General features: G+C 64.3%; 15 protein-coding genes. 9 read left to right on the top strand and 6 right to left on the bottom strand.

What is annotated here, in order from left to right:
* Positions 1-5: 5 nt before the first annotated feature.
* Positions 6-1418: an acyl-CoA reductase gene (locus ACFOKF_RS24840; protein ID WP_380799235.1), complete on the bottom strand. Its 1413-nt coding sequence runs from the start codon at positions 1416-1418 to the stop codon at positions 6-8.
* A 16-nt stretch (positions 1419-1434) separates the two neighbouring features.
* Positions 1435-2811, bottom strand: coding sequence for a hypothetical protein (locus ACFOKF_RS24835; protein ID WP_099232254.1), 1377 nt, complete (start codon positions 2809-2811; stop codon positions 1435-1437).
* Between the two features lie 218 nt (positions 2812-3029).
* Between ACFOKF_RS24835 and ACFOKF_RS24830 the strand changes: the two genes are divergently transcribed.
* Genes ACFOKF_RS24830 through ACFOKF_RS24810 form a run of 5 tightly spaced genes read left to right on the top strand, consistent with a single transcriptional unit; the run spans position 3030 to position 6829 of the window.
* On the top strand, positions 3030-3404 hold the full coding sequence (locus ACFOKF_RS24830) for a limonene-1,2-epoxide hydrolase family protein (protein ID WP_380799234.1): 375 nt from the start codon (positions 3030-3032) through the stop codon (positions 3402-3404).
* Between the two features lie 11 nt (positions 3405-3415).
* Positions 3416-4438, top strand: a complete 1023-nt coding sequence (locus tag ACFOKF_RS24825; RefSeq protein ID WP_380799233.1) for an LLM class flavin-dependent oxidoreductase — start codon at positions 3416-3418, stop codon at positions 4436-4438.
* On the top strand, positions 4431-5489 hold the full coding sequence (locus tag ACFOKF_RS24820) for a hypothetical protein (RefSeq protein WP_375284797.1): 1059 nt from the start codon (positions 4431-4433) through the stop codon (positions 5487-5489). The genes ACFOKF_RS24825 and ACFOKF_RS24820 overlap by 8 nt, the downstream gene beginning before the upstream one ends.
* Before the next feature lie 51 nt (positions 5490-5540).
* Positions 5541-6347, top strand: a complete 807-nt coding sequence (locus ACFOKF_RS24815) for an SDR family NAD(P)-dependent oxidoreductase (protein WP_380799231.1) — start codon at positions 5541-5543, stop codon at positions 6345-6347.
* 41 nt (positions 6348-6388) lie between these two features.
* Entirely contained in the window at positions 6389-6829 is a 441-nt protein-coding gene (locus ACFOKF_RS24810) for a nuclear transport factor 2 family protein (protein WP_380799230.1), read from the top strand.
* A 5-nt stretch (positions 6830-6834) separates the two neighbouring features.
* On the opposite strand, the gene ACFOKF_RS24805 is transcribed toward ACFOKF_RS24810, so the two are convergent.
* The 3 genes from ACFOKF_RS24805 to ACFOKF_RS24795 are packed head-to-tail and all read right to left on the bottom strand — an operon-like array spanning position 6835 to position 8387.
* Positions 6835-7092, bottom strand: a complete 258-nt coding sequence (locus ACFOKF_RS24805) for a cytochrome C oxidase subunit IV family protein (RefSeq protein ID WP_099232250.1) — start codon at positions 7090-7092, stop codon at positions 6835-6837.
* 12 nt (positions 7093-7104) lie between these two features.
* A complete protein-coding gene (locus tag ACFOKF_RS24800) occupies positions 7105-7686 on the bottom strand; it encodes a cytochrome c oxidase subunit 3 (protein WP_380799229.1) in 582 nt (193 codons plus the stop codon).
* Positions 7686-8387 carry a hypothetical protein gene (locus tag ACFOKF_RS24795; protein ID WP_099232248.1) on the bottom strand — a complete coding sequence of 234 codons (702 nt, stop codon included), beginning with the start codon at positions 8385-8387 and terminating at the stop codon, positions 7686-7688. The genes ACFOKF_RS24800 and ACFOKF_RS24795 overlap by 1 nt, the downstream gene beginning before the upstream one ends.
* A gap of 147 nt (positions 8388-8534) precedes the next feature.
* Between ACFOKF_RS24795 and ACFOKF_RS24790 the strand changes: the two genes are divergently transcribed.
* The 4 genes from ACFOKF_RS24790 to ACFOKF_RS24775 all read left to right on the top strand — a co-directional run bounded on the left by ACFOKF_RS24790 (position 8535) and on the right by ACFOKF_RS24775 (position 11964).
* Entirely contained in the window at positions 8535-8927 is a 393-nt protein-coding gene (locus tag ACFOKF_RS24790) for a nuclear transport factor 2 family protein (RefSeq protein ID WP_099232247.1), read from the top strand.
* Positions 8924-10297: a phosphotransferase gene (locus tag ACFOKF_RS24785; protein ID WP_380799228.1), complete on the top strand. Its 1374-nt coding sequence runs from the start codon at positions 8924-8926 to the stop codon at positions 10295-10297. The genes ACFOKF_RS24790 and ACFOKF_RS24785 overlap by 4 nt, the downstream gene beginning before the upstream one ends.
* 74 nt (positions 10298-10371) lie before the next feature.
* Positions 10372-11214 (top strand): SDR family NAD(P)-dependent oxidoreductase, encoded by an 843-nt coding sequence (locus ACFOKF_RS24780; RefSeq protein WP_380799227.1) that lies wholly within the window; start codon positions 10372-10374, stop codon positions 11212-11214.
* A gap of 33 nt (positions 11215-11247) precedes the next feature.
* Positions 11248-11964 (top strand): hypothetical protein, encoded by a 717-nt coding sequence (locus ACFOKF_RS24775; protein WP_380799226.1) that lies wholly within the window; start codon positions 11248-11250, stop codon positions 11962-11964.
* Positions 11965-12034: 70 nt separating this feature from the next.
* Here ACFOKF_RS24775 and ACFOKF_RS24770 read toward each other — a convergent pair whose 3' ends face one another.
* Entirely contained in the window at positions 12035-12667 is a 633-nt protein-coding gene (locus tag ACFOKF_RS24770) for a glutathione S-transferase family protein (RefSeq protein WP_380799225.1), read from the bottom strand.
* Positions 12668-12816: the final 149 nt, after the last annotated feature.

The following is a 12816-nucleotide window of genomic DNA, read 5'->3' as shown; positions in this document are numbered from 1 at the left end:
CTGATTCAATCTTTCGCTGCTTCCGTGACGACCCAGTGCATCATCTTGTGCACTGGCCATCCCCCATCGTGCGGCAGGCCGCCGAATTTTCCGGTATTGATGTTGCCGAGACCGACGATGCGCTGGGCGCCCGCCGAGGACAGCCCGTCGCGCACTTCGGCAATGCGGAAGGGGGGATAGACGCCGACCGACTGGGTCGCGACGGTAACATGCTGGATCGCATCGGACAGCCGGTCCACTGCGACGACGTTGACGAGTTTGCCGCCCGGATTGAACGACACCGGTTCGCTGGAGCGGATGACCATGCCCCGGCCATCGGGATGTCCGAACAGGCGGTAGATGGGCTCCAGATTGCCTAGCATGTCCAGTTCGTCGATCAGCATGGCGGGCGGCAGCGGGCCGTCGGGGCCGGCGCCATAGCGGATGTCCTGGCCCATCGCCTCCACCAGCGCTTCGCAATAGCGGTCGACCTCTTCGTCCGATCCCTCGATGAACTGGAAGCGGGCGCAACTGCACGCATCCTGGTTGAAGGCGATGATATCGGCCGCGCTCCTCTCGGCGATGGTCGCGAGGGGCACGCCGTCGAACGCTTCGCGACCGATCAGCGAGATGGACACCTTGGGATCGAAGGACATGATCTCGAAGCCCGGCGCAGCATATTGCATGGCGTGGCGCACCGCCGCCTCGCCGCCCCAGACGGCGAGCTTGTCGAAATATTGCGAGCGCAGGATGTGATTTTCGATGCTGACATCGCCGCCGCGCCAGTAGGCGGCGGAGAAGGAGCGCGTCACAGGATGGTTGGGACCGACATCCGCCATCGTCCGCAGCAGGGCGGTAGCGGTGAACATGTCGTTGGACGGCATTTTCAGCAGATGGACGCCCTTGCTGATCGCCCCTCGAACGATTGTGACCGGGGGCACGATCGGAGCGTTGCCCGCCAGAACATGCACCATGCGCGGCGGGAAGGCGCGGATGTCGAAGGCCGTGCCCTGAACGTCGCGCCGCGCCCAGCCATCCAGGAAGTCGAGCGATCCCAGCGACTGTTCGGCTTCCGCCTCGACCGCGTCGCGGGTGAAGAACCAGGCGATGTCGCGATAGCAATTCTCCAGGATGCGCGCGCCCAGGCTGTTGCAGCGCAGATTATAGGCCGCTGCTTCCTGGAGATAGATGTTCCGGTCGAAATCGAGCGCCTTGCCGACTTCGACGAGAAAATCCACGATCTCCGCAAGCGGCGTGTCGAAGGCGGGACCAGGCTGGCTTCGCGGCCAGATCAACGAGTCCAGATCGATCGACGGGGTCATGACCGTCGAGCCGCTGGCCCGCGAACGATGCTCGACGGCGCCGTCGAGCTGGACCACGCCCTTGATCACATGGGGAACGAGCAGCCGGTCATTATCGGCGATGATTTCATGCAGCATGTCTGCCTCCTGTCGTTCAGGCCGCGACCGGCTGAGGTGCGGTGATCGATCCGCGCACATAGGAATCGATCGATCCGGCGCAGCTCAGCTTGTCCTCGCCCTCCTCCAGATCGGCGTAACGGGCGATCGCATGGACGATCGGCGTCTTCACGCCTTCCAGGCCGGAGCCGAACTCCACCTGTACCTTGTCGCCGGAGATGATGCCGCCCCAGCGGCCGTCGGCCAATATGTCGAAAAATGCCATCCGGCCTTCGACCCGGCCGATATCCCTGGTCGTGCCCAGCAGCTTTTCGCCCGGCTTGTCGAGGATGAGGGGAATGATCCATGGCGGCACCGCATAGGATTCGGTCGGCTGGATCTTGGCGCAGAAGCCGCTCATTTCGACCATGGCATAGGAACTGGTGATGCGGTCCGGCGTGATGCCGAAAAAGCCCATAATCTGTTCCCTATAGTCGGCAGGGACAGCCGCCCCCTTGGTGCCGCCGCCAAAGCTCATCAGCGTTTCGGGATGGAAATCGCCGTCCTTGATCCCGCGCGCGCGCAGCGCCTGCACGATCTGCCAGGCGACGCCATACATGACGCCGATATAGAGCGGGCGATCCCGGCGGCTGACGAGCAGGTCCATCCAGGCGTCGAACTCGCCGACCCGCGTTTGCTGGCGCGCCTCGACCTCCGCCTCATAGGCGGCGATCTCGCCGGGACCGACCTTGCCGGCCGCCAGCAGGCGGCGCAACTGGGCGGGGCGCATGGCGTCGAAGGCGCGCATCGGATAGTCGCTCAGGCGATGAAATTCGCCCGGCGCAGCCCAGCGCGGGAAATGGACGTTGCAGAAGTCGATCATCTTGTGGGTGCCGCGCGGCGGCATCATGGTGAAAACCGAACGGCCATGATCGGGCACATAGGCCGGCGTCGACAGGTCGGCGGCCGCCAGACAGGCGGCCACCGACAGGTCGCGGTCCTGCGTCGACTGGTTGAGGAAGGAGGATTTGCCCGACGTCCCGCTCGACGCGAATACATGGTGGCCCGCCGCCCTGGCGCGATCCAGCCATTCGTCGATGTCGCGCACCTCCGCAACGTCGATATTGTCGGTCGGATGGCTGCTCAGCGTGCCGAGCCACATGTTCATATGCTTCCACTGGCCGTTGTCGACGAACGCCTCGGGATAGCTCTTATAATTGGTGTGAGCGAACAGGAGCGGGACGAGGTCGGCCAGGCTGTCGATGTTGTCGATACCGGCTTCTTTCGCCCGCTTGTCGAGAACCCTGATCTGCTGGCGGCGCTCCGAGAAGCGCTCGCGCGCCGCTTCCAGTTGCAATTCGGCCAGATTGTCCGGGGCGTTCCGGAAAGGATCGGGCGATCTGGCAAGGGCGATCAATTCGTCGACGGCGCTCATCAATGAAAACTCCTCTCAGCTTTGCCGGTGAGTATAGGCGACGCCCGATATTTGGCCGCTCGATTCACTGTTATGGGGAGGACATACTATTCTCAGCATGACCTTTCAGACCGATGGCGTGACGATCCCCTGCCAAAATCAGTCTGCTATCTTTCGGCAGGGCAGAAGGCCGATTGCCCGCGCCATGATGTTCGCACAACTCAGGAGCAGGGGATGACATGCCCGGTCCACTGGACGAAGCATTGGCGTTTTTTCAGGAAAGCAGCGGGTCGCGCGAAGACATGCTGTCCGCCATGGAGCGCCGGTTTACGGCGGAGACGCACTGGGAAAATGTCGGCGTAGCGACGACCGTCGGGATCGATCAGGCAAGGGCGTTCGTCCAGGCGTTTCTGGGCCGGATTAACTTCGAACGCTGCGCAGTCGTGATCCATCATGCGGCGGCTGCGGGCAATGTCGTGCTGACCGAGCGCAGCGATATTTTCTACGGGTCGGACGGGCAGGAAATGCTGTCGCTGCGGCTGATGGGCGCGCTGGAAATGGACGGGCCCCATATCGTCGCCTGGCGCGACTATTTCGACACAAGCGGCTTTTGAAGGGGGACATCATGACCGATCGCAAGGCCGTCTGGGCGCAGATCGTTCCGATGCCGGGCGCCGATCTGTCTGCGCTGGCGCAGGGCTATGAGGCGGCCGGCGTCGAAGGGGTGTGGGCGCCGCAGATGTTCGGCGCGCCCTTCACGACGCTGGCCGCCGTCGCGCCCGCCACGCAGCGCCTCAAGCTGGGGACCGGCATCGCGCTGGCGTTCGTGCGCAGCCCGCTGGAAACCGCGTGCAGCGCCATCGACCTCGACCTCATCAGCAGCGGCCGGGTGGTGCTGGGGCTGGGATCGAGCGCGCAGAGCCAGATCGAGGGATCGTTCGGCAGCGCCTATGGCAAGCCGCTCGCCCATATGCGCGAGATCGTGGGCATGATCCGCGCGATCGTCGCGCGCGGACACACGGGCGAGTTGACCGAACTGGCGGGCGACTATCACCGGCTCGACCTGTCGCACTTCCGCCTGCTGCACAAGCCGGTGCGCGGCGACATTCCCATCGTCTTGCCGGCGGTGTTCCAGAAGGCCTGCGCGCAGGCGGCGGAAATCGCCGACGGCCTGCTCGGGCACCCGCTGTGGAACGATGCCTGGATCGAGCGTGAAGTGGCTGCCCATGTGAAGGCAGGGCTGGATCGTGCCGGCCGGGCCCGCAAGGATTTCTCGCTCAACATTTCGATCTTCACGGCGATCTCCGACGACAGGCATGAAGCGATCGAGGATTGTCGGGGGACCGTCGCCTACTACAGCCAGTCGCCCCAATATCTGCGCTATTTCGAGGAAATCGGTTTCGGGCGCGAGGCCTCGGCGATCCAGGCCGCCTTCGCGCAGGGCGACATGGCCGGCATGGCGGCGGCCTGCACCGACGAGATGGTGGAGAGCATCGCCGTGGTGGGTACGGCAGACCAGGTGCGCAGCCGGGTCGCACGGCGCGCCGCCCTAGCCGACGCGATCACACCTGTGATCCCACATTATGGCCTGTCGCCCGAAAAGAGCGCGATCTACACGCAGCGCATCGCGGAGACGTTCTATGGCTGATCCCACTGCTGTCGCGGCCATGGCGGGGGACGGGCTCTACAACCGGCATTCGGGCCTGCAACAGGCCAATCTGCAATCCGCGCTTCCCCTGCTGGAGGCGGCGGCGCGGGCCATTGGCGATGCCTCTGCCGGTCCTGTCACCATCGTCGACTATGGCGCGTCGCAGGGGCGCAATTCGATGGCGCCCATGGCGACGGCCATCGATCTGGTGCGCGCGGATGACGCCCAGCTGCCGGTGCAGGTCGTGCATACAGACCTGCCCTCCAACGACTTCACCTCGCTGTTCGGCCTGCTGGACCAGGATCCGGTCAGCTATCTGAACGGCCGGCAGAATGTTTTTCCATCCGCTATCGGTCGATCCTATTTCGATGCGATCCTGCCGCCTGGCAGCGTCGATCTGGGCTGGTCGTCCAACGCGCTGCACTGGATGAGCCGCAATCCGATCGACGTCGCGGATCATGGCTGGGGGATCTTCAGCCGCTCGGCGCAGGCACGGGCCGCCGTCGAGACGGTGCTGGCGGAGGACTGGCTGGCCTTCCTGAAGGCGCGCGCCGTCGAATTGCGGCCGGGCGGGCGCCTGATCTGCCAGTTCATGGGCCGGGGCCCCGACAGCCACGGGTTCGAATGGATGGCCGGAAATTTCTGGCAATCGATCGTCGACATGGAAAAGGAAGGACTGCTCAGCGCTAACGAGACGCTCAGGATGACGGCGCCCTCGGCGGGGCGTTCGACCGATCAGATACGCGCGCCTTTCGATGCCGAGTTGGTGCCCGAACTGGAACTGGAGCATCTCGCCGCGATCCCGTCCCCCGATCCCTATTGGGACGCCTATCAGCGGAGCGGCGATGCGGCCGAACTGGGCCGACAATGGGCGACAATGATGGGCGCGGCCAACGGCCCCAACTTCCTGGCACGGGTCGATGCGTCCCGGGACCGGGACGCCTTGCTGGCCAGTCTGGTGCAGCGGGTGGCGAACCGGGTCGAGGCCGATCCGCAGCGCAGCCATGCCTTCATCCTGATCCTGTCGATCCGGAAATGTGATCTGCGCTGATCCCAGCGCACGGCAGCAGCCGGTCATGCGCAAAATGCGAAAGGAAACAATATGACCCGCCTGGCCGACAAGATCTGCATCATCACCGGCAGCGGGAGCGGCATCGGACGCGCCAGCGCGCTGATGTTTGCGCGGGAAGGGGCGACGGTAATCGTCGCGGACATCCGCGCCGAAGCCTCCGAGGCGACCGCGCAGGCCATTGTCGACGCCGGCGGATCGGCGCGTGCGATGACCGTCGATGTCGGCGAACAGGCCGATCTGGAGAAGATGGTCAGCCAGACGTTCGCCGACTTCGGTCGCATCGACGTGCTGTTCAACAATGCCCTGTACGTCAATCAGGAGCATGCCCTGCGCGACATGGATTTCCTGGCCTTCGACCCGGACATCTTCCTCGCCAATCTGAGGGTGAATGTGCTGGGCGCGGTCCTGGCGAGCAAGCTTGTCATTCCGCATATGCTGGAGCGTGGCGCGGGGTCGATCATCTCCACCTCGTCCGGCAGCTCCATGGGCGGGGATATCACCGCCTACAGCTATGGATCGTCCAAGGCCGCGCTCAACTGGTTCGTACAGGCGATCGCCGCCACCTATGGCAAACGAGGCATCCGCAGCAATGCGATCCTGCCCGGCCCCACGCAGACGCCCGCCAAACTGCAATGGTCGACGCCCGAAATGGACCGGCTGTTCCTGGAGGTGCTCAACACCCCCTTCATCGGCGAGCCGGAAGACATTGCCGCCATGGCGCTGTTTCTCGCGTCCGACGAGTCCCGCTACGTCAACGGCATGCTCTATCCGGTCGATGGCGGGCAGAGCTGCACCGTGCCGTTCATCAGCGTCACGCGGGCCCTGTCCCCCGGATGAATGGCAAAATCAGGCAGGACGAAAAACAGGAAGAGGAGAGGATGATGGGCATCGAACTGGAACGGAAGGTGCGGGAATTTTGCGATGCCTGGGGCGACGGCAGCGATGCCAGCAGGCCCGATGTCGAAAAGATCCTGTCGATGATGGCGGAGGATGCCGAATGGCAGCTCTGGGTTCCCGGCGGTCCCGTCGTGAAGGGCAAGACGGCATTGCGCGAAGAAATTCAGCGGCAGATGGCCTTCGCCACCAACAACAAGTGCAACGAGGTGAATATCCTCTCCAACGACCGGATGGTGATGCAGGAACGGTCCGACACCGCCATCATCATGGGACGGCCCTGTCCGCACCAGATGGTCGCCATCTACGAGTTCGACGAAGACGGGCTGATTGCGCGTTGGCGCGAATATCTCGATATGGCCGACCTCACGCGCAAGATGGGCATAGACGAGGCCGCAGCCGGCGGGACGCAAGTGCCGGCCTGATCGCCTCAGGTGCGGAACAGGGCGATCAGGATCAGGCAGGTCAGGATCGCCCAGCCCTGGAATCCCCAGAGCAGCCAGCGCGGCGCGTGCCGCAACTCCATGAACTCGCGCCCGACGAGCAGAACCTTCGTGAAGGCGATGACGAGGATGACGGAGCGCAGCAGAAAAGCGTTGCCCAACGCCATCGTCTCGAACGACAGGAAGGTCGCGGCGATCAACATCGCCCAGACCCATGTGATGCGGCTACGCCAGATCATGGCCATGAAACAGCTTTCCTAGAGCAGGTAGAGGAGGGCGAAGAGGATGATCCAGAGCAGGTCCACCAGATGCCAGAAGGCGCCGCTGCCCTCGATCAGGGCGACGCCGCCCTGCATCCGGCCGGTCCGGTCGAAGCGCGACAGGGTGAAGCACAGCACGCCCAGCCCGATCAGCACATGCACCAGATGGATGCCGGTAAACATATAATAATAGATCGAAAAACTGTTGCTGTTGAGCGTGAAGCCCTGGGCGATCTTGGCCGAATATTCGAACGCCTTGACGACCACGAAGCCGCTGCCGAGCAGGATCGCCCCCAGCAGCAGCCGGCGCGCCCTGGCGTCGCCCCGGCGAACCGCCGCAACGGCCTGCGCGACGAACAGACTGCTGGTCAGCAGCAGCAGCGTGTTGAGGAGGCCAAGGCGCCGGTCGAGCAGCGCCTGCGCACTTTCGAACAGCGCCAGTTCCTGCTGCCGGGCGAGCGCATAGGTGACGAAGAAGACGGCAAAGACGATGAGATCGCCGCCGATGAACACCCATACGCCTTCCTCGCCCGGCACATGGCCGCGCGGAGGCGACGCGGCGGCTTGCGAGGCCGCCATTATTCGCCGCCCAGCGCGTCGCGCTTGATCGCGCCCAGCATGGCGAAGATCATCAGGTTGAACCAGATGCCGAACACGACGGCGGGCATCCAGAAAGCCAGCGCGCCGTTCCAGGCGAAGGGGCCGGTCTTGAACAGGCCGATCGCGAATCCGGGCAGCAGCAGCACGCCGGTCCACAGGTTCATATAGCCCAGCCAGCGCGGCAGGATTGGTTGCGGGCGGCGGTCGCCCAGGATGACGAAGCCGGTCAGCAAATTCTGCACGAAGGCAGGCACGGCCGGCATGACGAACAGCAGAAAGGCGATATCGCTCAGCGTGCCGATCACGGCGTCCGGTCGATCAAGCCGATAGGCGGCGGCGGTGAATATCAACCCGGCGAAGAACAGGGTGACGAAGCCGAAGGCCACGACCATCACGAAGGCCCAGGTCAAAGGCGAAACCGGCCCTTCGATCTTCTTCATGAACGTCGCGACCGCGGCGAGGAAGGGGAAGAACAGCACCGAGGAAGAGGCAATCAGGATGGCGCCTGCCAATATGCCGATCTGATGGCTGCGATAATAGGCAGCGACCTCCGTGACGGGCATGGATGGGTCCAACGGTGGAAACATGTGCGCGACCGGCCATATGCCGACGAACATCATCGTCCCGGCTATCGCGCCCATATAGGTGCATAGCTTCATCGTCATGCTCTTGGTCGTCATGCGCTCTCCCCCTCCGCTTTCTTGTACGAGCGGAGATTGTGGAGCGATCGCGCCGAGGCCACCCGCCCATGGATAGGGTTCCTGACGGCGATCTCGCCTGCACAAGGGCAATCCAAGGCCATGGGCCTTGGAGCATCGGAGAGGGTGATGAGCGATATCGAGGCGAACAAGGCGGTGGCCCGTCGCTATATGCGGGCCGTGGAAGAAGGCGATGTCGACACGATCGAGGCGCTTCAGCATCCCGATTGCCAGTGGTGGATATTGGGCCATGGCGACATGAGCCGGGCCGACTTCATCGCCAGCGTGAAGGGCGGACTGCTGAGTGCGCGCAAGCGCACGGCCGAAGTGATCGCGATCACCGCCGAAGGGGATCGGGTGGCGGTGGAAGTCCGGGGTGAAATGGTGTTTCCGGACCGGGTCTATCGCAACGAATATCATAATCTGTTGATCATCCGGGACGGGCAGATCGTTTCCGGCAAGGAATATATGGACACGCGCGCCGTGGCCGAGGCCTTTTCGGCGGCGGAGGGCGGCCAGTGACGAATGCCGCGCCGCTCAACAATTATGACGACGCGGCGGTCGGCCGGATCACCGCCTTTGTCGAACAGTTGACCGGCGGTAAGGTCGTCGCGCTGGAGCGCCTGGTCCGCTGGCGCCCCTCCTGGTTCGTCGACGTCGAAAGCGAGGGGACGGTCCGCCGCTTGCACCTGCGCGGCGACCGGGGCGGCGACGTGTCGATCTTCCCCGACCTCAAGCGCGAGGCGGACGTCATCGCCCTGTTGCATAGCCAAGGGCTGCCCGTGTCGGAGATTTACGGCTATCTCGCCGATCCGCCCTGTATCGTGATGGAGGCGATCGAAGGGACGCGCGATTTCTCGGCGCTTGATGCCGCGACGAAAAGCGCCATCGGCCGCGTATACATGCAGGCGGTCGCCGCGATGCACCGGTTGCCGGTCGAACCTTTCGCGGTCGCCGGCGTGCACCGGCCCGAGGGCGCCGAGGCGATCGCGCTGGTCGGCCTCGACGCCTATATGCCGCATTATCGGCGGACGAAGAGCCGGCCCGAGCCGTTGCTGGAATTCGTCATCGGCTGGCTGCGCCGCAACGTGCCCCGACACCGCGACCGCGCCAGCTTCATCCAGTTCGATTCCGGCCAATATCTGGTCGATCAGGGCGCGATGACCAAGCTCTATGATTTCGAATTCTCCATGATCGGCGATCCGCTGGTCGACATCGCCACCATGGGGATGCGCAACAGCTATGAGCCGCTGGGCGCCCCGCTGCCGGACCTGGTGCGCTATTATGAGGAGGCGACGGGCGAGCCGGTCGATCATGACGCGGTGGTTTTCCACGTCCTGCAATTCTCCCTGCTCGGCACGATGCAGTTCACCGGCACGGTCGGCAGGCCATGCCCCGGCGATCCGCATTCGGTCTATCTCATGTTCGATCTTGCGCTGCGCCGCTCCATCCTGCTGGCGCTGTCGCACCTGACCGGCGATCCGCTGCCCGAACTGCCGCCGCTGGAGCAGCGTACCGGCGACAATGCGCCCCTGCTGGCCAAGCTGGTCGATACGCTCGGGTCGCTGCCGGTGACGGGGGAGGCGGCGGAAGCGCACAAGGCGCAGGTCGCCGAACTGATCGAATGGGTGCAGAGGGCCGACGATCATGGGGCGGAGATGATCGCGCGCAACATCGCGGACGTGTCCGCGCTGCTCGGCCGCCGCTTCGATCGCTGGGCCGACGCCGCGGAGGCGCTGGAGGCGCATATCCTCAAAGCGGGGCCGGAGGAGGACGCCGTGCTCATCAATTTGCTTGCGACCATCGAGGAGCGGCGGCTGCAACTGTTCGGGCCGACGAAGCTGGGCGAGGCGGCATGCCATGTCGTCCTGCCGGCGACTCTTCCGGACTGACGGGCGCCGCGCTCTTGGTGTCGGACAGGTTACGTCCCTGTCTGTCATGCCGATAATGAGGACAGGAGAGGGATATGAGCGACAGGATAGTGCTGGTGACGGGCGCGACGCGCGGGCTGGGACGCGGCATGGCGCGGGGCCTAGCCTCGCGCGGCCATGTGGTGGCGATTACCGGCCGCGACGAGGCGCAACTCGCGGAGGTCGTGGAGGAAATCGAGCGGGCGGGCGGCAAGGGGATCGCGCTGTTGTGCGATCACCGCGATGATGATGCGGTCGAAAGGGCGTTCGCGCAGTTCGCGGAGCGGACGGACGGCAGGCTGGACCTGCTCGTCAACAATGTCGCCGCTGTCTACGGACCGGAACTGGTCGCGCCGGGCGGCTTCTGGGAAAAGCCGCTGAGGCTCGCGGACATGATCGCGGTCGGCCTGCGCTCCAGCTATGTTGCGGCCTATCATGCCGCGCCGTTGATGATCGCGGCGGGCAGGGGGTTGATCGCCAGCATTTCCTTCTATGGCGCGGTGTCCTATTTTCATGGACCGGCCTATGGCGCGGCCAAAGCGGGGACGGACAAGATGACCGCCGACATGGCCGTCGATCTGGCGCCGCACGGCGTATCCGCCATTTCCTTCTGGCCGGGCTTCATCCTGACCGATGCGGTGAAGGCCATGCCGCCCGACATGATCCCCGAAGACCTGCGCGCCGCCATGCCCCATTGGGAGACGCCGGAATTTTCCGGCCTCGTCCTCGATCGCCTCGCGCACGACCCGGATCTTGCTTCGCTGTCGGGCCAGGCGCTGATCGGCGCGGAACTGGGGGAGCGCTACGGCATCAAGGATACGGACGGAAAACAGCCTTTGTCCTATCGGGCGACGATGGGCGCGCCGACGCCTTTCATGTCGCCCGTCCGGCAAGGCTGAGAGGATCGACGTCAGGAGAGGAAGGCAAGAGCGATGATCGATGCCGTGCTGGTCGTGCTGACCAAAGCCGTTCCGGGCCGGGAGGCCGATATGGAGGATTGGTACAGTAACATCCATATTCGCGATGCGCTGCGTTTCCGGGGATCGGTCACGGCGCAGCGCTTCCGGCTCGCCGGGGCGCAGCCCTGTCCGCCCCAAGGCTTCGACTGGCAGTATCTCGCCTTCTACGACGTCTTCGATCCGGTGCGCTTCAGCCGCGAGCATCTGGACAATGCGCTGACGTCACGGATGCAGGTGTCGGACGCCATCGACGACAGCCTGCTCTATGACTTCCATTATTATCCGCTGCTGTTTCAGGACAATGATCCGGACGTCGCACATTCCGGCGGCGTCATCCTGGAGGAACTCAATCCGCCTGCGGGCAGCGACGATCATTTCAGACGGTCCTATGCGGAACGCTATTTCCGTGAGGCCGCCGCCCGACCCGGCGTCAAATCGGCCGCTTTCCTGACCTTTCGCACCTTTGGCCAGATGATCCCGATGACGCCCGACTATCGCTATGTCGCGATCTACAGGATCAACGATCCGGCGGCGGCGCATGACGCATGGAGAGGCGCCGACGCCCTGCTGGCGAACCGCGGTCTATTGCAACCGGACGGGTTGCGTATCACCCAATGGGATCGCGTGACACCGCGCCTCACCAAGGACGATGTCCAGCATCCGACCGCCGTCGGCTTGGCGGAGGAGTAGCGCGCCCGGGCCCATATGGGCGACCGCGTCCGCACCGGCGGCGCGGAAAAGCTGGCTATGACCTGATCCTTCAGGCGGTCGGAACGCGATCGACGATGGCGCGCATCCGGCGATAGGCCGGACGCGCCGCCATCCGCCCGACATAGGCGGCGATGTTTGGATGTCCCTCCACGTCGACGGACATGAACAGGCGCGTGGTGGTGAAGGGAAAGGTCATCATGATGTCGGCCGCCGTGAACCGGTCGCCCGCCATATAGGGTGCATGCGTCAGCCGATCATCGACCAGGGTCAGCAGGCGCGCCGCATGAGCCCGGCCTGCGATGCGGGAAGGGTGATCCTGCGCGATGCCGGCGCGTTCGGCCATGATCTCCGTCACCAGCGCCGGCATCAACGAGGATTCGGCGAAATGGAACCAGAAAAGATAGTCCGCATAGTCCGCGTCGCCGGCATCGGCGCGGAGCGCGCCGTTTCCCTGCGTCGTGGCGAGATAGTCCATGACCGCCCCGCTTTCGGCGATGCGGTGGCCATCGGCCTCGATCACGGGCGAAGAGCCCAGCGGATGCAAGGCCTTGTAGGCCGGTTCGGCAGAGAGTGTTTCCAGACGCGCATAGAAGCGGATGTCATAGGGGCACTCCAGCTCCTCCATCAGCCAGACCGCGCGCTCGGAGCGGGACCGGTCAAGTTGAAAGATGGTGACGCTCATGAAGGGCTCTCCGCTTGAGGAGCGCCATGGATGCGCCACTAATCTATGCAGCCAAACCTATCTTTATCTAGGTATCGCCGACCGTCTGTCGTGGCAGCGTTGCGCCGTGGTGGAAGCCTGGCGGCCCCGCATTCATGAGAGACAGGAGA

The organism is Sphingobium rhizovicinum (genome assembly GCF_042647625.1).
GTDB lineage: Bacteria > Pseudomonadota > Alphaproteobacteria > Sphingomonadales > Sphingomonadaceae > Sphingobium > Sphingobium rhizovicinum.
Note: the sequence above shows the minus strand (reverse complement) of the source record. Positions and strands in the feature narration are given on the sequence as shown.

Excerpts from the sequence above, each read along its gene's own strand:
- ACFOKF_RS24840 (WP_380799235.1), bottom strand. The coding sequence starts at position 1,418 with ATGCTGCATGAAATCATCGCCGATAATGACCGGCTGCTCGTTCCCCAT.
- ACFOKF_RS24835 (WP_099232254.1), bottom strand. The coding sequence starts at position 2,811 with ATGAGCGCCGTCGACGAATTGATCGCCCTTGCCAGATCGCCCGATCCT.
- ACFOKF_RS24830 (WP_380799234.1), top strand. The coding sequence starts at position 3,030 with ATGCCCGGTCCACTGGACGAAGCATTGGCGTTTTTTCAGGAAAGCAGC.
- ACFOKF_RS24825 (WP_380799233.1), top strand. The coding sequence starts at position 3,416 with ATGACCGATCGCAAGGCCGTCTGGGCGCAGATCGTTCCGATGCCGGGC.
- ACFOKF_RS24820 (WP_375284797.1), top strand. The coding sequence starts at position 4,431 with ATGGCTGATCCCACTGCTGTCGCGGCCATGGCGGGGGACGGGCTCTAC.
- ACFOKF_RS24815 (WP_380799231.1), top strand. The coding sequence starts at position 5,541 with ATGACCCGCCTGGCCGACAAGATCTGCATCATCACCGGCAGCGGGAGC.
- ACFOKF_RS24810 (WP_380799230.1), top strand. The coding sequence starts at position 6,389 with ATGATGGGCATCGAACTGGAACGGAAGGTGCGGGAATTTTGCGATGCC.
- ACFOKF_RS24805 (WP_099232250.1), bottom strand. The coding sequence starts at position 7,092 with ATGGCCATGATCTGGCGTAGCCGCATCACATGGGTCTGGGCGATGTTG.
- ACFOKF_RS24800 (WP_380799229.1), bottom strand. The coding sequence starts at position 7,686 with ATGGCGGCCTCGCAAGCCGCCGCGTCGCCTCCGCGCGGCCATGTGCCG.
- ACFOKF_RS24795 (WP_099232248.1), bottom strand. The coding sequence starts at position 8,387 with ATGACGACCAAGAGCATGACGATGAAGCTATGCACCTATATGGGCGCG.
- ACFOKF_RS24790 (WP_099232247.1), top strand. The coding sequence starts at position 8,535 with ATGAGCGATATCGAGGCGAACAAGGCGGTGGCCCGTCGCTATATGCGG.
- ACFOKF_RS24780 (WP_380799227.1), top strand. The coding sequence starts at position 10,372 with ATGAGCGACAGGATAGTGCTGGTGACGGGCGCGACGCGCGGGCTGGGA.
- ACFOKF_RS24775 (WP_380799226.1), top strand. The coding sequence starts at position 11,248 with ATGATCGATGCCGTGCTGGTCGTGCTGACCAAAGCCGTTCCGGGCCGG.
- ACFOKF_RS24770 (WP_380799225.1), bottom strand. The coding sequence starts at position 12,667 with ATGAGCGTCACCATCTTTCAACTTGACCGGTCCCGCTCCGAGCGCGCG.